This window comes from Arcobacter sp. (assembly GCF_050300555.1).
In the GTDB taxonomy this organism is placed as follows: domain Bacteria; phylum Campylobacterota; class Campylobacteria; order Campylobacterales; family Arcobacteraceae; genus Arcobacter.
Genome location: NZ_JBNKXY010000003.1, coordinates 171,865 through 191,434 on the forward strand (window position 1 = coordinate 171,865; position 19,570 = coordinate 191,434).

Genomic DNA, 19,570 nt, shown 5'->3' on the forward strand with positions numbered 1-19,570 from the left:
CTCTTTCAGAGTTGCTATATTAGCAGCTAGCTTATTTTCAAGGAAACTTCGCTTGTTATTAAAATATTACGCTAAATCCTTTAGCGTGGCAATGTTTGCCGCAAGCTTGTTTTCAAAAGAAATCGCTAGCACTAACTTTCGTTAGTTAACTCTTTCAGAGTTGCTATATTAGCAGCGAGCTTATTTTGAACTTCTAAGTACTCTAGTTCTGGAATAGAATCAGCTACAACTCCTGCACCAGCTTGGAAAATAACTTTGTCATGTGTTAACATTGTAGTTCTAATAGTAATTGCACTATCCATGTTTCCATCAAAACCAAAGTAAGCAATACTTCCAGAGTAAAAATTTCTTTTTATTCCTTCAAATTGTGCTATTAATTCCATGGCTCGTATTTTGGGAGCACCTGTCATTGTTCCTGCTGTGAAAGTTGCAGCAAAAAGGTCAAACATGTCATATTTATCATCAATAATAGCTTCAACATCTGATACCATGTGCATTACATGTGAATATTTTTCTACTCTCATCAAATCTGTTACTTTTACACTTCCAGGTTTTGCACATCTTCCAACATCATTTCTACCAAGATCAATCAACATTATATGTTCAGCTCTTTCTTTTATATCAGAGATAAGCTCATTTTCCATCTCCAAATCTTTGTCGATAGTTTTTCCTCTTTTTCTTGTACCAGCAATTGGACGTAAAAGTATATGCCCATCCACAAGTCTAACCATAACTTCTGGCGAACTTCCTGCAATTGAGAAATCTTCAAATTGTAGTAAAAACAGATAAGGACTTGGATTTTTACTTCTTAATGCTCTATAAAAGCTTAAGTGGTCAACAACAGCTTTTTGTGTAAATCTATTTGAAATAAGTATTTGGAAAATATCTCCACTTTTAATCATCTCTTTTGATTTTGAAACCATTTCAAAAAATTTATCTTTAGTATAGTTAAATTTCCCTTCATCTAGGAGTTTTGCTTTATTTAAAGGCAAAAATTCATATGGAGTAAAAAGTTCTTTTTCAATTAAATCCAAATCATTTTTGCATTTATCTAAAGATGTAAGAAGCACTAACTTAGATGTTTTATGTGAAAATCCTAAAATTATTTTAGGTCGTATTAAATCCAAATCAGGAATATTTAATTCATCTTCTAAAGGGTCCATATATGGTTTAAGTACTGGTTCAAACTCTTTACCAATGTCATAACCAACATTTCCTATAAATCCATCAATAAGTCCAATTCCCAACTCTGAAGATTTTTCTTTGTAAAAGTTTTTGTTAAATTGTTTATAATACTCTTTTAAAAATTTTAAAGGATTTGAATTTACTTCTTTAGTTTCACCTTTCTCGTTTTTAAAAAATGTCTTTGAACCCTCATGCCAAACTCTTTCTCTGGCACCAATTACGATATATGAATAGTTACCATCACTAGAGTTGATTGTACTTTCAAATAAAAAAGTAATTTCATCTTTATAGATTTCTTTTACTTTTTTATAAATTGATACGGGAGTAAATTGGTCTAAGAAAAGTTCTTTGGAAAAAATTTGCATCTACTTAGACCTTTTTATAATTTTAAAATAAAAACACTTTGGATTTTTAATTTATTTTTAACAGTGTTTATCTCTTTTGTTGCATCATTTCTAGATTTATAAGGACCTATTAATACCTTAGTAAAAGTTGTTCCTTTTACATCTACTTTGTAAAAAACATAATTAAGTTTACTATTTTTTAGATTATCCATATAATCTTTGTCAATAGTTTTTGAAAAAGCTCCAACTTGTATAAAAGTTCCACTTGGTTTAGTAGTAGTTGCTTTTTTAGAAGCTGTATTTGTAACTACTTTTTTAACTTCTTCTTTTACTATAGGTTTAGCAACTGGTTTAGGAGTTGGCTTAGCAACTACTGGTGCTGGTTTAGGTTTTTCAACTTTTGGTTCAGCTACTTTTTCTTCCACATTAAAAATATCTTTTTTTAACTCTTTTGCTTTTTCTATATCTTTAGCTGAAGGTTCAGGTAGTACAACTTTCTTTTCTTCTTTTTGAATATTAGTTAAGTCCATTGCTTCACTAATCTCTTTTTTTTGTTCTTCAGTTTTTTTATTTAAGGCTTCAATACTTTTTAGTTTTTCATTTACTATTTTTTGGTATTGCTGCTCAATATTATCACCTAAAGGTTTATCTTGTGGAATTGTTTCTTTATTATTTGTTAATGAATCATCTATTTTTGTTTCATTATCTAAAAGACGAAAGATTATAATAGTTATTAGAAATAAAACTGCAAGAACCAATCCTAAAATAATATACTTTTTCTTATTATCTTTATTTTGAGAAGAGTTGTTAGCTCCCAAAAGAATATCATCCAATTCTGATTCTGTTTTATTAACTTCTTCCTCATAGGTAAAACTATTATTACTTGCATAAGGATTGTTTTGTTCATAAGGATTATTTTTAGAAGAGTTTATACTTCTTGCTTGTGCTTCAAGCTCCATTAATCTCTCTTCTAACTCAGTTTGTTCCCTTTTAATTTGAACATTTTTTATAAAATCTTCGCCTTTTATTTCCATAATAAGCCTTTTTTAGTATTTATTAATATGTTGAACTAGTGTAAATAACGAAATTTTTAGCCAGTTCTTCTAACTCTTTTTTAACTTTTGCTTGTAAGTCAGTATTTTCAATATCATCTAAAACATCACAAATTTTATTTGCAATAATTTCAAACTCTTTTTCTTTCATCCCTCTACTTGTAAGCGCTGGACTTCCTATTCTAACACCACTTGTTACAAATGGGCTTCTAGTTTCACCTGGAACTGTATTTTTATTTACTGTAATTCCAGCATTTCCTAAAGCTGCATCTGCATCTTTACCACTAAATGGTTTATTTAAAAATGATACTAAAATCAAGTGATTATCTGTTCCACCACTAACTATATCATATCCTCTTTTCATTAATACTTCAGCTAAAACTTTTGCATTTGCTTTAACTTGTTTTGCATACTCTTTCCATGATGGGTCAAGAATTTCTTTAAATGCAACAGCTTTTGCAGCCATAACATGAACTAATGGTCCACCTTGAAGTCCTGGGAAAATAGCAGAGTTGATTTTTTTTGCAATCTCTTCATCATCAGTTAAGATAAGTCCACCTCTAGGTCCTCTTAATGTTTTATGAGTTGTAGTAGTTACAACATGAGCATGAGGAAATGGTGATGGATGTTCACCAGCAGCAACTAGACCAGCAATATGTGCAATATCAGCAAATAAAATAGCTCCAACAGCATCAGCTATTTCTCTAAATTTAGCAAAATCAATCTCTCTAGCATAAGCACTTGCACCACAAACAATAATTTTCGGTTGTGTAATTTTTGCTATTTCCATAACTTTGTCATAATTAATTCTACCATCTAGTTCTACACCATAATAAAATGCTTGATAATTTTTACCTGAAAAAGAAGGTTTAGAACCATGAGTTAAATGCCCACCATGTGATAAATCCATACCTAAAATTTTATCACCAGCATTGATTAATGCTGCATAAACTGCACCGTTTGCTTGGCTACCTGCATGTGGTTGAACATTTGCAAATTTACAACCAAATATTTTACAAGCTCTATCTATTGCTAATTGCTCTGCTTGGTCAGCAAATTCACATCCACCATAATATCTTTTATATGGATAACCTTCAGCATATTTATTTGTAAATACAGAACCCATTGCTTGCATTACAGCTGGACTTGTAAAGTTTTCACTTGCAATCATTTCTAAGTGATTTGTTTGTCTTCCTAATTCATTTTCGATAATATCAAAAATTTCTTTATCTGCTTGTTCTAAATTTTTGTTGCTAATATAACTCATATTTAATTTCTCCTGATTAAGTGTTTTTATTATTCATTTTCTGCATGTAAATCAATTTCATGCTTTATTGGTTTCATTGCTGGAAATAGCAATACATCTCTAATACTATGTTGATTTGTTAACATCATAACAAGTCTATCTATACCTATTCCTTGACCCGCAGTTGGAGCCATACCATAAGATAAGGCATTTACAAAATCTTCATCCATTTCATGGGCTTCATCATCACCAGAATCTTTTGCTGCCATCTGACTTTCAAATCTCTCTAATTGGTCAATTGGGTCATTTAACTCAGAAAAGGCATTTGCAATCTCTTTACCTGCAACAAATAACTCAAATCTATCTGTTAAGTGAGGTTTCTCATCATTTCTTCTAGCTAATGGAGAAATTTCAACTGGATATTCAGTTATAAATGTTGGATTTATTAATTTTGCTTCAACATATTCATCAAAAAGTTCACCTTGAAGTTGACCAATATTCATATTTTCATTTACTTCAAGGTTATTTTCTTTCATAAATGCAATAATTTTATCTTTATCTTCAACTATATCTTGTGGAACTCCACCAATTTCATAAAGTGATTGGATTAATGGAATTTCTTTAAATTCACTAAAATTAATTTCAAAATCACCATAAGGTAAAATTGTTGGTAAATCTAAGTGTTCAAATAAGTATTCAAAATACTCTTTTGTTATTACAATTAAATCTTTATATGTTTTGTAAGCCCAATAAAACTCGATAGAAGTAAACTCTGGATTATGTGTTGCATCCATTCCTTCATTTCTAAAGTTTCTATTGATTTCAAATACAGCTTCAAATCCACCTACGATTAGTCTTTTTAGGTATAACTCAGGTGCAATTCTTAAAAATCTATCAACGCCTAGTGCATTGTGGTGTGTAGTAAATGGTTTAGCATTTGCTCCACCAGCAATAGGGTGCATCATTGGTGTTTCAACTTCTAAAAATCCTTTTGATTCAAAGAATCTTCTTGTTAAACTAATTACTTTACTTCTAACATGAAAAGTTTTTTTAACTTCACTATTCATAATCAAGTCTAAGTATCTTTGTCTATATCTTAACTCTTTATCTTGAATACCATGGTATTTTTCTGGCAGTGGAGAGATTGCTTTTGTCAAAATTTTTAAATTATCTGCATGCAATGACAATTCACCTTGTCCTGTTACAAATGGATATCCAGCAACTTCAATTATATCTCCAACTTCGATATTTTTTTTAAAGATGTCGTTATAAAATCCTTCAGGTAAATTATCTCTTGCAACATAAATTTGTAAAATGCCACTCTCATCTTCAATTTTTAAAAAAGATGCTTTTCCCATAAGTCTAAAAAATTTGATTCTACCACTAACTATATAGTGTCTTTTTTCGTCTCTTTTATCTTCTTTTTGGAAAACATCACTATTTACATTTAAATATTTTGTAATAGTTGTATTTCTTTTTGATTCATTGGCATATGGATTTATACCAAGTTCTCTTAAGTTATTTGCTTTTTCGATTCTCTGTTGTATATATGTATTTTCAAACAATATTTAAGTCCTTTATTTTTCTTCAGTCGGTTTTGTAAGTGTATCTTTAATTATTTCACTTGCTGTTTCTTTTACTTTTTGAACAGCATCATTTGATGTTTCAGTGATCTTATCACCTAAAGTTTCCTTTGGCTCTTCTTTTGATGTAGTATTATTCTCTTCAACTACTGGTTCTTCTTTTTTTGCTGGCATAAATTTTGATGTATCAAGTTTTACAATAAATCCACCAGTTTTTACTAAATAAGGAAAAACTAAAGATTTAGAAAATTTTTCATTTAGTGTTGATTTAAATGATTCAATTTGAAATAAAGCATAAACAATTACAGAAATGATTAAAAATATTTTTGCTGTACCAAAAACAAATCCTAATAGCCTATTTACTGCTCCAAGTCCACTCATTTCAGTTATTTTACTTAAAATTGAACCCAAAATATAAATTACAATCCAAAATCCAATTAAAGTAGCAACAAAACCAAGTAGTGATAAAGTTGCAGCACTTTCGATTCCAATTACTGGTTTGATAAGATTTCCAACTGTTTCAGACATTCTTGAAGCTATAAAAATACCTCCAATAATACCTACAAGTCCAAAAACCTCTTTTATAAAACCTTTAAAAAGACCTTTTAATCCTAAAACTACAGAAATCCCAACAACAATCATGTCAAAAGTAGAAAACTCTTGCATTTAGTTCCTTTTGTATAATATTTCGCAATTATATCGAAAATAGTTAAAATAAAAGTTAATGGTAATAGAATGATTTTTTAAGTAGCTTTATTTTTTTCTCAAAGTAGAACTCTTAATAAAAATCCCCAAAAACAAAAATAAATAATTATTTTCAAATAGAAATAATTATTTCAACTTTAAAATAAAATAAATTCTTAAAATTATTAAAAATTATTAATAAAATCATATAAATATGACCATAATGTGACCATTAAAAATGTATAATTCTTACTTTAAAACTATTATTTAATTTCTTTAAATAATTATTGTGGAGTAATTGAAGTAAAATGTTTAGAAAAATATGTCTTATACTATTAGTAATCTCTTCCCTAAAAGCTATTACAGTAAATGAAACAATAAACCAAAGAAACCTTTTTGAAAAACAAAAAGAGACCTTTAAAGAAAAAGAGAAACAAAAAAGTGAAGAAATTCTTCATTATGATATAAAAAAACCCAAAATAGAAAAAATAGATGGTGGAAAGTGTTTTGAGATAAATGAGATAAAAGAAGTAGGTTTTACTCTTTTATCTCAAAATGAAAAGTTAAAAGTTTATAATAAGTACCTTGGTAAATGTAATACCTTAACTGATATAAAAAATCTAATAAATGAATTAACAACTTTATATATTGATAAAGGTTATATTACCTCAAAAGTATATTTAAAACAACAAAATATCAAAAAAGGTATTTTAACTTTATTTGCAGTTGAGGGTAAAATAGAAGATATAAGTGCTAAAAAACTTTATACCAAAAATGTTTTCTTTGGATTAAAAGATGATTACCTTAATCTTAGAGATTTAGAAGTAGGTATTGAAAATATAAATAGACTTCCTTCCAATAACGCAAAGCTAAATTTAAAACCAGGAACAAAAGCAGGGCTTACTATTGTAGATATAGAAAATGAGAGCTCTTTTCCAATAAATGGATATATATCTTATAATAACTATGGGTCTAATCCAACAGGTAAACATCAAATTGGTTTAAATGTTAATATTGATAACCCATTAGGATTTAATGATTTATTTTCTATAAATTATAATACAACCAATAAACATAACACTCAAAATAATTCCATAGGAGATACATATAGTTATTCTTTTCCAATTGGTAGATTATTATATACCTTAAGTTACTCAGAGTCAAAATATAAACAAATAATTCCTGCAAATTTTAATGAGTTTGATACAAAAGGAAAAAATAAAAACTATACCCTTGATTTAAATTATAAACTTTTTCATAACCAAAGTAATAAGCTTAGTCTTGGATACTTTGTAAATCATTATTCAAGTAAAAACTATATAAATGAAGCTTTAATAGAAACATCTACATATAATCTTTCTAAAACAGGTTTTAAAGTAAATTATATTTATCAATCACAAACTTTCCAAATGTATACAACCTTACAACATCTAAGAGGCGTACATTGGTTTAATAATGAAAATCCAACATCCCTTGATGATAAATTTAAAGTTTTTATCTTAGATAACACCATTTCAACAAGTTTTAGTAATTTTAAATACTCCCTAGATATTCATGCCCAAAGGTCTAGCCAACAACTTTTTTCAGTAAATCAAATAAGTATAGGTGGTCCTTATAGTGTTAGAGGATACAAAGAAGATGGATTAAGTGGTAATAGTGGATATTACTATAGAAATGAATTGACTTATATTATAAATAATGAAACTCTTAAAAAACTAAATCCAACACCTTATATAGCCTTAGATGGAGGGTGGATTAAAAAACAAGATGATACAGATGGTGGAACACTTTTAGGAAAAGCAATTGGATTGAAACTAAATTATAAATCACTTTACTATGATATGTACTACTCAAAAGCTATAAAAAAAGATGATGTTACTGCCAATAAGAATTTTCTTGGATTTAATGTAAGTTATAAATTTTAAAAGGATAAATGTGAATATGCAATTAGCAAAACAATCATTAAGTATATTTGTAAGTTTTAGTTTGTTTTTAAATCAATGTCTATATGCAGCAGATTTGCCAATAGAAGTTGATAAAACAGCAGCAGCTAAATATCAAGCAACATTAGATAAAGCACCAAATGGTGTACAAATAGTAAATATTGTAAATCCAAATTCAAAGGGAATGTCCCATAATAAATTTAAAGAGTATAATGTAAACCCAACTGGACTTATCTTAAATAACTCAAAAGCTGTTGTAAATACTCAGCTAGCAGGATATATCTCATTTAATCCAAATCTAACAAATAATGCAAGTGTTATTTTAAATGAAGTAACAGGAACAAATAAATCACTACTAAAAGGTTACTCTGAAGTAGCAGGTGTAAAAGCAGATGTAATAGTAGCAAACCCAAATGGAATAACAGTTAATGGTGGAGGTTTTATAAATACAAATAAAGCAACACTTACAACTGGAAGACCATCTTTTTTAAATGGTTTTGTAAATGGCTTTGATATTACACAAGGACAAATTCTTATCGAAGGTAATGGACTTAATACAACAAATATAAATAAAGTAGAACTATACTCAAAAGCTCTTCAAGTAAATGCAAAATTTTATGCCAATAATTTAAAAGTTGCTACAGGAGATAACTTTGTAGATTTAGCAGGAAATGTAACAAGTAAGGGAACAGTTGGTAGTGGAGTATCTATTGATTCCTCATTATTAGGTGGAATTTATGCAAACAGAATCGAACTTATAAGTTCAGATAAAGGAGTTGGAGTCAATTTACCTCCTGAAGTATTTGCTCAGGATAGTATAGTTTTAAATTCAGCTGGGGATATTGTTTTAGGAAAAGTTACTGATGATGAAGGTAACAATATCTCAAAAGTTACTGCAAATGATATAACAATGAGTGCAGATAAGATTGAAAATAATAGAGAAGTAACTGCAAAAAATACCATAAATGTAACAGCAAATAGTGTAACAAATAATGGATTTTTTAATAGTGAATCAGACTTAACTTTTAATGTAAATACCCTAGATAACTATGCCACACTTTTTAGTGGAAATGATATGTATTTGTACGTAAAAGATACTTTATATAACCATGAATTCTCAAATATCCTAGCAATAAATAATCTAATCATTGGAAAAGATACACAAAAAACAAATCTAATCATAAATAAAAAAGCAAAAATAGAGACAGAAAATGGGGATATGACTATTTATGCTAATGAGTTACAAAATATTACAGATACTCCTTTAAAAGAAGATGTTTATGTAGGGAGTGAAAGTCTTGACACAATTTCAGCACTTCCTATAAGATGGGCTGTTGGTGAATTAGCAAAAGAAGGGAAACTTCAAACTGGAATATCATCTGTTTTAGGAGAAAGAGTATGTGTACAAGGGAGTTCTCAGGAGTGTCAAGAAACAGTAGATACTATTGGTGGAATATATACTCCTTTAGTTTATAGTGCAAACAAAGTCTTTTTAGGGTATGTTACAGAGTGTAATGTACATGATTGTTTTCGAATTGCTAAATATGGATATGAAATAAAATATGCAAATGCAACAGATGTAGCTACAAAGTTAAATACTTATGTAAGTAAATTTGGAGTTGGCGTAGAAACAAGACCTCTAATATTTTTCTCTAGCATTGATATTAATACCTATCCTGGATTTAGATATATCCTTCCTGGAAATGAAGTAAGAAGAATAGCAACAATAACTACAAAAGATGAAAAGATAGATACTATTCCAAATCCTGCAACTATTCTTTCTCATGGAAAGATGAATTTGTATGTAAATAGTACAAGAAATTACTTATCTCAAATAGCATCAAATGATACTTTAAATATAGAAGGTAACTCTCTAAATAATTCAGGAGAAACCTTATATCGTAAAAGTACTTTAACTGGAAGATATGAGTATCAATCTGGTGGAGGAGGATGGCATCATAGTAGCTATGATTGGGCAGATTTACCATCAAGTACAACTTATCAAACTATAGGACAAAAATATTCTTCAATTTCATCAGCTAAAGATATAACAGGTGGATTAGCAAGTGTAAATAATATAGATATAAAAGATAAACAAGCACCACTTGGTTCAAGTGGAACTACACTAAAACTAGATGAAACTTTAGATAGTGTAAAAATAGACCCAGATACAGGAAAAGTAGAAATACAACTTCCAAAAAGTGAGTTTGGATTATATATCTATTCAAAAGATCAAAACTATCTTATAGAAAAGAATCCAGCATTTACTTCTTATAAAACTTTTGTAAGTAGTGATTATATGCTAGGAAAACTTAACTATAAACCTGAAAAGACTATAAAAAGGTTAGGGGATGGTTTGTATGAGAATAAACTTGTAAGAGATTCTGTATTTACTCAAAGTGGAAAAAGATATTTAGCTTCAAATATCACAAGTGATGCACAACAATTTACTTATCTTATGGATAATGCCTTAGCTTTACAAAAAGACTTACAACTAACACCTGGGATTTCTTTATCAAAAGAGCAAATAGCAAACCTCACAAAAGATATAGTTTGGATGGAAGAAAAAGTTGTAAATGGGCAAACAGTACTTGCACCAGTTGTATATTTAACAAATATAGATAATAAAAATGCTTCATTAATCTTGGCTAATGGGAATATAAAATTAAATACAACAAATCTAGTAAATGCAGGAACAATACAATCAGGAAATAACCTAATAGTAAATGCCCAAGGGGATATTTTAAACGCAGGAGGAAATTTACTTGCATCTAATGATTTAAATTTAGATGCAACAAATATAACAAACCTAAGTTCAACTATGCAAGGGAATAGTGTAAATATCACTTCTGATAAATTTACCTCTGATGTTGCAACTAAAGATATAATAAGAAATTTAGATAATGGAGTAGAAAAGAATACTTTAGTATCACAAGCTTCAAATATAATCTCAAATACAAATGTAAATATTCAAACAAAAGAAGATATAAACCTAATAGGTACAAATGTAAAAGCCAAAGAAGACGTAAACCTAAAAGCCAATGGTAATGTAAATATTGCTTCAAAAGAAGTAACAAATAGCTTTGATAATACAACAAAAACAGGCTACCTAAAACAATCAAAAACCCAACAATTAAGTTCAAATGTAGAAGCAAATAATGTAAATGTCAATGGTAATAATATAACTGTTCAAGCTTCAAATGTAACAGCAGAAAATGATATAAACCTTAATGCAAAAAATGATGTAAACGTAACGGCTTCAAATAATAGTAGTTATTATGACTTTAAACATGAATTAAAAGGTGGGTTTTTAGGTACCTCTGTAGCTCAACAAGATATGAAATACAAAGAAAGTGTAGTATCTTCAAATCTAAATGCCAAAAATATCTTAATAAATAGTGATAAAGATGTAACCTTAGAAGCAGCAAAATTAAAAGCTAATGAAAATATTATAGTTGATGCAAAAGAGGATATAAATGTTGTAGCTAAACAATATAAAGAAGGGGAGTTACATTATAGCTCAAAATCTTCTTTTGGTGGCTTAATAAGTAGTGCTTCTATGGATCAAAAAGAATCTCTAAAATTAAATAGTGCAGAGTTAGAAGCAGTTGGAAAAAATATTGTATTTAAATCAGGTGATTCAGTTAAAGTAATAGCCTCAAAACTTTCTGCTCAAAATGGTGGAATATCAATTGATGCAGCAAAAGACATTTTATTATCAGCTGGAAAAGAACAAAATTTTGAAGAAAAATGGAGTAAAAAATCAAGTTTGTTTCAAGGTGGAGAAATTATATCTTCTAAATTTGATTTAAAAGGAAAAGGTTCAACTACTGGGTTATCCACAGAACTTAATTCAAAAGATTTAACTTTAAACTCAGGTAATGATACGACTGTTTTAGGAAGTGATTTAAATACAAGTGGAAATACAGCTATTACAACAGGTGGAGAATTCTCTCAAGCTAGTATAGAAGAAGTATTTTATCAATATGAAGAACATAAAAAAACATCACTGAAATTTAATTTAAAAGCCGCACAACAATTTGCTAAAGATTTATTTAATCAAATGAAAAAAAACCATACTCTTAAAGGTTTGGTGCAAAGTAATAAAGATGCCTTTGGAACTATTGATCCAGGTATATCGATTATTGGAGGAAATACTTCAATAAACCTTTTTGAAGCTCAACTGCAAAAATCGGCATCAAATAATAAAGATACAATACAAAAATCATCAAATATAAATAGTGGTGGAACAGTTGATATAAATAGTAATAAAGGCATAAATGTAGCTTCTTCAAATATAAATGCCAATGGAGATATTAATCTAAAAGCAAATGATGATATAAATATTCATACCCTTAATAATCAAAATGAAACTAGTGATAAAAGTCTAAATTTAGACACCTTTATTGGACTTAGGTCTTCTGGTATAGACTTTGAAGCTAATTATAATAAAAGTGATTTTAGTAAGTTTTCTACAACTGCCCAAGGCTCAGAAGTTAATACAAACTCAAATTTAAATATTGATGCAAACAATACTTTGGTTGAAGGAAGTAATATTAATGTTGGTAAGAATCTAACTGTAAATGTACAAAATGACTTTAATGTTATAGCTTCAACAAATAGTACTGGAACATCTTCATATACATTTGATGCAAAAAGTCAATCAGATGATGAAAGTAAAATGAAAATAAAAGATGCAAAAATAGTTATGGATATGGGAGAGGCAACTGTAGATAAAGTAAAGAAAACTATTGATAAAACTACTAAAACATCATCTAATATCAATGTTGGAGAAAATATAAATGTAAATAGTGGAAATGATATTTTAGTAGAGGGGTCAAACCTTAAAGCAAATGAAGATATTAATTTAACAGCTAGTAATAATGTTGATATAAAAGAAGCAAAAGAGAGCACTTATACTAACTCCGAAGAGTTTCATGGGAAAGCAGCTGTAAGTGTAGAAGTAAAACATCAAGCAATAGAGATAGTAAAAGCTGTAAAAGCACTAAATGATGCAAAAAAGAAAGCTAAACAAGCAAAAAATGATTACAAACAATATAAATCAGACTTAGCAAACCTAGAACAACAACTTTCTACCTTAACAACAGAATATGATAATAAAACACCAGGTATCACAAAAGCAGACTTAGAAGAGCTGAAAAGTATTATTCAAGATGTAAGGTCAGATGAGAGTTGGTATAAAAAAAGTATAGTTTTAGCTGAAGCAAATTTGGCTATGCAAAGCCTTTTTTTAGCTCAACAAATAATGGGACTTTCAAAAAGTCTTTCTAGCTATGCTTGGGGATTTGATGCAGGGATAAACTTAAATATAGATACTATTTTACAAAAAGCAAATGCCTATGCAACTAGCTCTGTAGGCTCAAATATAAATGCAAATAATATTAATCTAACAGCTAATAATCAAGCCAATGTTCAAGGAAGTAATTTATACGCAAATAATGATATAAATGTAAATGCCAATGAAGTAAATCTATTAGCCTCAAGTGATAAAAGTTCACAAGAACAAAAAAATGAACATGCAAACTTTAATTATAACTATTCATTATTTGCAGGTTCAACATATACAGCAAGTTATGATAGAGCAAAATTTGATGAAGCGACTACTACTTTTACTAACTCAAATGTAAGTGGAAATAATATAAATATAACTTCCACTGAAGATACAAATGTAAAAGGAGCAAATGTAAATGCTCAAAATAAAGTTGATTTAAATGTAGGAAAAGATTTAAATGTAGTATCAGTACAAAATAGACAAAGAAGTGATAGTAAGTCTTTAGGATTAAACTTTTCTTACTCAAGGTCACAAGATGGAAATTCAAGTGGGTCATCTGGATTTACAACAGGGAAATCAAAATCAAATCAAAAACAAACAGTAGTAACTTCAATCACAGGAAAAGAAGTAAATGTAGATGTAAATAATGAAACTTATTTGCAAGGCTCAACAATAGCTTCCATAGATGAAAATGGAAATGATAATAATAACTTAAACCTAAAAACAAATACTTTAAAATATGATGACCTGTCAAATACAAGTTACGCAAGTAATAAGTCAATGGGAGCAAGTATATCTTGGAGTACAAAAGATAACTCAACAAGCTTAAATAAAACCTCAATCCAATACTCAAATAACTTATCCTTGAGTAAAGATAAAACTCTTTCAACAGTAGGTAAAGGAAATCTTGAAGTAGCAAATGTAGATGAATCATCAGATTTAGAAAGACTAAATAGAGATGTAAATAATACTACTAAAGAGATATATGATGTAAAAAGACAGATGGGGAATGTTGATGTTACTATTGATATGAGAGTATTTACTAAAAAAGGACAAGAAGAGATAAAAAATGATTTTAAAGAAGTACTTAATAATATAGATGATTTTTCGAGATATGTAAAAGATAAAACTGGTAATTATAAATTAAGTGATGAACAAAAACAAACTATAAAAGATAAAGGAATAAAAGAATCACTTATAGAAACATTACAAAAAAATAATATAAGTGATGAACAAATATCGCAAATCTTAGCAGATAAATCTATTCAAAATGTATTAAATGGAATTTCAGAACAAATACCAAATCCTGAAATAAAAACAGGAACAGTTGTTATTACTCTATCAAAAGAAGAAATTATAAAAAATAGATTAGTAGATTATATAGTTGATGGTGCAAAAGGAATAAATAAATTAGTTGATATAGTTGGAGAGAATAATGCAGCTGCTGCAATTTTAATATTACAAGTTGGTATGGAAGGACCAGTAAAAACTGCCACTAATCTTCTCGGAGATGAAGTAAAAGATAAAATATTTGGTGGAGTAAAAAGTGAATTTAGTAAATATATAGCAAATGATGTCTTTGGTGCAAATAGTGGAGAATGGAATAGTGAACAACAACAAGCATTAAATTCACTAGCAGATGGGACATCAGAATTTTCAATAGATTTATTTTTAAGTGGAGGAGTTTTTGGCACAATAAAAAGTGCTAAAAATCTTGGTACTAAAAGTGATGCGTTTGATTCTTTATGGAAACCAGCATCTCAGATTAGTAGTAAAGAAGCTAATACTCTTTTAGATAATACATTGCCATCTAATATAAAAGTAGATAAAATAAGTAGTTCAAATACACTTAATGAAAAAATAATAAGTGAAAAACCAAAATATCAAGCACCTTATGTTCCAGATACAAAAATTGTAGATTTTACAACTACAACCGAAACACAATGGGTAAGAGTATATAAAAATGGTACTGAGTCAAAACTAGAAGGAAACTGGGTAATGAAAAAAGAGGATATAGAAGGATTAAGCGCTCAACAAATTGCTCAAAAATATTCTCTACCACAAGTTCCTGATATGATTACAGATGTAACTGTACCAGCAGGGAATAAAATGCAAGCAAGTATTGCGAATAATATTTTTGAAGGTGAAGTAAATGGTGGAGGTGGAGTACAGTTTGAGATTAAATTGCCAAACAATGTAAAACCTCCTAAGACTTGGTTCCCAAGTCCTCCAAGACCACTTAACTAAGGAATAAATTATGGAAAAACCAGAATTAGAATATTTTAATCAGCAACCTATAAAAAGATTGAATATACCAAATGGAGATAGAATAGTTGTAACTTTTTCATGGGATGGTTCAGAGCCTAAAGAAGAACTTTATGATGCGAACCATAATGTCTATCGCCTAAACCCGCAAGGAGAGATTATCTGGCAAGTACAAAGGGATGATAGTATTTTACCCATTGACTTATGGAAAGTGCGTCATAAAATTGCAAAAGAAGATGGATATGATGGATATAGACAACCTTTTAGTTATATTGACCTTTTGTATCCAAATGGAAAACGAATAAGTAGTGATGGCAATGGAGATGGAACTGATATACTAACTTGGGAAGAAGGCTGCATCATTCGTCTTTCTGGACAACAAAACACTTATGTCCTAGACCCACATACAGGAATAGCAACTTGTGTTGCTAAAAGTAGTTTGAGATATTGGGATATAGAAAGAGTATATATGCCAAATGGTGATAAAATAATCTTAAAATACTCCAAATTTAAAGAAGAACCAAGAAAACCTTACTATGAATCAAACTTTAATCTTTATCGTTTAACTCCTAGTGGTGAAGCTGTATGGTATGTAAAAAAAGATGATGATTTTATGATGGATTGGTGGGAAGAACACCAACAACTTCAATATGATGAATACTCTAAAGAGCATGACCCCTCATATACTTATACGCCATTTGCTCATATTGCTTTGCAGTATAAAGATGGTTCACAAAGTGTTATGGATGAGCATAAAGATAAAACAAATATAGTAACTTGGAAAGAGGGATGTACTATTTATCTTAAGATTGTGGAAGATGTATATATTCTTGACCCAAATACAGGAGTAATTACAATGTGTTCTAACCCAAATATCCAAATAGATATGCTAATTAGAGATCATTGTAAATTTTAAACAAATAAAATAAAGCAAATGCCTATGCGACTAGTTCTGTAGGCTCAAATATAAATGCAAATAATATTAATCTAACAGCTAACAATCAAGGAAAAAGGGGACAGGTACAATTAAATATTAAACCCAAAAAAGATAAAATAACCTAATAAAATAAAAAAGAGTAGAATAAAATGCCAAGAGTAGCAAGAGGATTAGTAGATAATCAAATATATCATATAATAAATAGAGGAAATAGAAGAGAAGCTGTATTTCATGATAACTATGATTATGAAAGATTTTTAAAACTACTGCTAGATTCAAAAGAAAAATACTCTGTAGATATATACGCATATTGTCTTATGCCAAATCACTTTCATCTTGTAATATATACAAACTACTCAGATAACTTGTCAAAAGCATTGCATTGGATAAGTTCAAGCTATGTAAGATACTATAATAAAAGATATAAAATATCAGGACACCTTTGGCAAGGAAGATATAAAAGCTTTATAGTGGAACAAGATAGTTACCTGTTGGTATTATTAAAATATGTAGAAGCAAACCCCAAAAGAGCTAAAATAGTAAAAGAGTGTGAAGCTTATAAATATAGCTCAGCATATAATAGAGTAAATAATATACCTGATGAATTAATAAGTGATACGCCAATAGATTTGCCAAATGATTGGAGTAAATATATAAATGATAAAGAGGATAAAACAGATATAGACTATATAAGAAACTCTATAGAAAGACAATCTCCATTAGGAGATGAACTTTGGCAGTTGAATATGGCAAAAAAACATGGCTTAGAATCAACACTCAATCCAATTGGAAGACCAAGGAGGAAAGATGCAATATGAGTAGAATGAATTTAATTGTACCTGTCCCCTTTACTACAACATAATGCTTATCAAAATTCAATAGCACAAGATACAGTAGGAGATATATCTTTTATCTTAGAAAATAATGGTTATAATGTAATGGCAAGTACAAATAATCATGTGGGAAGTGTAAATCAAGTAACATCAACTCCTTCGGTGTTTAATAGCCAAACAGCTAACAATAATATTGAGTTTGCTGGGTTGGATAAGGAGAAAGGGGATAATTTTGTCAATTATCTTATTGGAGCAGGCGTTGGAGCAGGTCTAGATTTAGTTGTTCAAGGTATACAAATTTATAGAGGTAAACAAAACGAAATAAATTGGAAAAGTGTAGGTATTTCAGGAGTGGCTGGAGCTACTGGTGTTGGGCTTACTGGATTATTAGGTAAAGTGGGGACAACTATTGGAGGTAGTACGACTACAAAAATTTTAGGAGAAGTTACAGCTGATGCTGCTGTAAGTGTTGGAACAAATGTTGCAAAAGGACAGGATGTTACATTAAAAGGTACAATACAAGATGTAACATTTGGACAAGTAGGAGGAAAGTTGGCAAGTCAAGGGACTAAAGAAATAATTAAAAATACTCAAACTATTAAAAATCTTGATATTGATATAGCTAATAAACAAAAGCTTATTGATAGTAAAAAAACAACAAGAAAAGATGCAAGACAGCAACAAAAAGAACAGTTAGAAACCATAAAAGAGACTAAAATTAACTCTGTTTCAACAAAGGCGGGAATTATTGCTGGTTCGACAACAGCAACTGGAGCTAATGAAATAATGAATGATAAATAATCAGAGATTGAAATATGTTATTTATAGATAAAATAGTTTATCAAATTATAATAAATTTTAAAACTAAAAATAGAGAATTATATATTTATGGAATAATTGGTATTTTTGCATTAATCATAACATTATTTGAAGATGGGATGTATAGGGGTGTAATTTGGTTTATAGCTTTATTATATATGTTTGCTTTATGGTCCATGTTATTAATTGATACATTTTTTAATATTAAAAAATATGGAGCATCAAAAACATATAGTTTATTTGTATTTTTTACTCTAGGTTATTTTGCTTTTTTAATATATAAAGATTTAATAGATATTATTTTATATATTATAGTTATTGGAACTTTTATGTTTATTGTTACAATAGGATTAGCTTACTTTGTAAAGAGAAAATATTAATAAAAAACAATTATGTTATATATTAATCAAGCATTTGAAGATACAGTAAATAATATTAAAACTTTCAATGAAAAACTATATATATATCTATTTTTAGTATTATTGGCAGTTGTCTCTTTTTACTTTAAAGTAGGTTTAGAAGCTACAATAATATATTTCGTCAGTCTATTATATGCTTTTATGATTTTACCATTATTAATAGATGATACTATTCTTAATATTTGGAGGATAGGAGTTTCAAAAATTTATATTATTTTTTTATTTATATATGTTTTTTTATTAATTTTTATGATTAAAAATGAACTTGTGTATCTTATCTTTTATACTTTATTTATAGGAGTATTTTTATTTCTTTTGAGAATAGTTATTAGAGTATTTTTAAAATAAAAATATCTACTCATAAAATTCAAAGATACTCTTCCTAGAGGTTGAATCTCCACTTTTCAATCTCTACTTTCCACTTTTTTACTCCTAGCAGCAGGAAGTTATGATGGAAATGGAAACTTTATAGATAACAATAACCTAAACCTAACAACTAAAACCTTAACATACTCAAATACAACAGATTCTTTGTATCAATCAAGTAATAGCTTTAATGTAGGAGCAAGTGTAGGAATAGGAAGTACAAAAGATAAACAAGGAAATGAAAAGACAACATCAAAAGTAACATCTAGTTCTTTAGCATTCTCAAATTCTTTAGGATACCAAAGAGCAAAAACTTTAGCTACTTTAGGAAATGGAAATGTAACTATACAAGATAAAGAAAATTCTGAAAAAAGGGGACAGGTACAATTAAATATTAAACCCAAAAAAGATAAAATAACCTAATAAAATAAAAAAGAGTAGAATAAAATGCCAAGAGTAGCAAGAGGATTAGTAGATAATCAAATATATCATATAATAAATAGAGGAAATAGAAGAGAACCTGTATTTCATGATAACTATGATTATGAAAGATTTTTAAAACTACTGCTAGATTCAAAAGAAAAATACTCTGTAGATATAT

At 28.6% G+C, this 19,570-nt stretch carries 13 protein-coding genes; 8 read left to right on the forward strand and 5 right to left on the reverse strand.

The features are described from left to right. Positions 1–131: 131 nt before the first annotated feature. From ACQY5W_RS03725 to ACQY5W_RS03745, 5 genes are read right to left on the reverse strand one after another with little or no spacing between them, the layout of a single operon-like run. Positions 132–1,550 carry an anthranilate synthase component I family protein gene (locus ACQY5W_RS03725; protein WP_428023599.1) on the reverse strand — a complete coding sequence of 473 codons (1,419 nt, stop codon included), beginning with the start codon at positions 1,548–1,550 and terminating at the stop codon, positions 132–134. A 14-nt stretch (positions 1,551–1,564) separates the two neighbouring features. Further along, positions 1,565–2,563 (reverse strand): SPOR domain-containing protein, encoded by a 999-nt coding sequence (locus ACQY5W_RS03730; protein ID WP_428023600.1) that lies wholly within the window; start codon positions 2,561–2,563, stop codon positions 1,565–1,567. A 22-nt stretch (positions 2,564–2,585) separates the two neighbouring features. After that, positions 2,586–3,848 (reverse strand): serine hydroxymethyltransferase, encoded by a 1,263-nt coding sequence (locus tag ACQY5W_RS03735; protein WP_428023601.1) that lies wholly within the window; start codon positions 3,846–3,848, stop codon positions 2,586–2,588. Between the two features lie 29 nt (positions 3,849–3,877). Then, entirely contained in the window at positions 3,878–5,395 is a 1,518-nt protein-coding gene (lysS, locus tag ACQY5W_RS03740; protein WP_428023613.1) for a lysine--tRNA ligase, read from the reverse strand. A gap of 9 nt (positions 5,396–5,404) precedes the next feature. Beyond that, on the reverse strand, positions 5,405–6,076 hold the full coding sequence (locus ACQY5W_RS03745; RefSeq protein ID WP_428023602.1) for a CvpA family protein: 672 nt from the start codon (positions 6,074–6,076) through the stop codon (positions 5,405–5,407). A 326-nt stretch (positions 6,077–6,402) separates the two neighbouring features. On the opposite strand from ACQY5W_RS03745, the gene ACQY5W_RS03750 reads away from it, so the two are divergent. From ACQY5W_RS03750 to ACQY5W_RS03785, 8 genes are all read left to right on the forward strand, one after another. Continuing rightward, positions 6,403–8,019 carry a ShlB/FhaC/HecB family hemolysin secretion/activation protein gene (locus ACQY5W_RS03750; protein WP_428023603.1) on the forward strand — a complete coding sequence of 539 codons (1,617 nt, stop codon included), beginning with the start codon at positions 6,403–6,405 and terminating at the stop codon, positions 8,017–8,019. Positions 8,020–8,035: 16 nt separating this feature from the next. Then, positions 8,036–15,577: a hemagglutinin repeat-containing protein gene (locus ACQY5W_RS03755; RefSeq protein WP_428023614.1), complete on the forward strand. Its 7,542-nt coding sequence runs from the start codon at positions 8,036–8,038 to the stop codon at positions 15,575–15,577. Between the two features lie 10 nt (positions 15,578–15,587). Beyond that, positions 15,588–16,511, forward strand: coding sequence for a hypothetical protein (locus ACQY5W_RS03760; RefSeq protein WP_428023604.1), 924 nt, complete (start codon positions 15,588–15,590; stop codon positions 16,509–16,511). A gap of 170 nt (positions 16,512–16,681) precedes the next feature. Continuing rightward, entirely contained in the window at positions 16,682–17,350 is a 669-nt protein-coding gene (locus ACQY5W_RS03765) for a transposase (protein ID WP_428023605.1), read from the forward strand. Between the two features lie 15 nt (positions 17,351–17,365). Further along, positions 17,366–18,166 carry a hypothetical protein gene (locus ACQY5W_RS03770; RefSeq protein WP_428023606.1) on the forward strand — a complete coding sequence of 267 codons (801 nt, stop codon included), beginning with the start codon at positions 17,366–17,368 and terminating at the stop codon, positions 18,164–18,166. Positions 18,167–18,180: 14 nt separating this feature from the next. Then, positions 18,181–18,564: a hypothetical protein gene (locus ACQY5W_RS03775; protein ID WP_428023607.1), complete on the forward strand. Its 384-nt coding sequence runs from the start codon at positions 18,181–18,183 to the stop codon at positions 18,562–18,564. 12 nt (positions 18,565–18,576) lie between these two features. Beyond that, on the forward strand, positions 18,577–18,951 hold the full coding sequence (locus ACQY5W_RS03780) for a hypothetical protein (RefSeq protein WP_428023608.1): 375 nt from the start codon (positions 18,577–18,579) through the stop codon (positions 18,949–18,951). A 183-nt stretch (positions 18,952–19,134) separates the two neighbouring features. Further along, positions 19,135–19,392, forward strand: a complete 258-nt coding sequence (locus tag ACQY5W_RS03785; protein ID WP_428023609.1) for a hypothetical protein — start codon at positions 19,135–19,137, stop codon at positions 19,390–19,392. Positions 19,393–19,570: the final 178 nt, after the last annotated feature.

Excerpts from the sequence above, each read along its gene's own strand:
- ACQY5W_RS03725 (WP_428023599.1), bottom strand. The coding sequence starts at position 1,550 with ATGCAAATTTTTTCCAAAGAACTTTTCTTAGACCAATTTACTCCCGTA.
- ACQY5W_RS03730 (WP_428023600.1), bottom strand. The coding sequence starts at position 2,563 with ATGGAAATAAAAGGCGAAGATTTTATAAAAAATGTTCAAATTAAAAGG.
- ACQY5W_RS03735 (WP_428023601.1), bottom strand. The coding sequence starts at position 3,848 with ATGAGTTATATTAGCAACAAAAATTTAGAACAAGCAGATAAAGAAATT.
- ACQY5W_RS03745 (WP_428023602.1), bottom strand. The coding sequence starts at position 6,076 with ATGCAAGAGTTTTCTACTTTTGACATGATTGTTGTTGGGATTTCTGTA.
- ACQY5W_RS03750 (WP_428023603.1), top strand. The coding sequence starts at position 6,403 with ATGTTTAGAAAAATATGTCTTATACTATTAGTAATCTCTTCCCTAAAA.
- ACQY5W_RS03755 (WP_428023614.1), top strand. The coding sequence starts at position 8,036 with ATGCAATTAGCAAAACAATCATTAAGTATATTTGTAAGTTTTAGTTTG.
- ACQY5W_RS03760 (WP_428023604.1), top strand. The coding sequence starts at position 15,588 with ATGGAAAAACCAGAATTAGAATATTTTAATCAGCAACCTATAAAAAGA.
- ACQY5W_RS03765 (WP_428023605.1), top strand. The coding sequence starts at position 16,682 with ATGCCAAGAGTAGCAAGAGGATTAGTAGATAATCAAATATATCATATA.
- ACQY5W_RS03775 (WP_428023607.1), top strand. The coding sequence starts at position 18,181 with ATGTTATTTATAGATAAAATAGTTTATCAAATTATAATAAATTTTAAA.
- ACQY5W_RS03780 (WP_428023608.1), top strand. The coding sequence starts at position 18,577 with ATGTTATATATTAATCAAGCATTTGAAGATACAGTAAATAATATTAAA.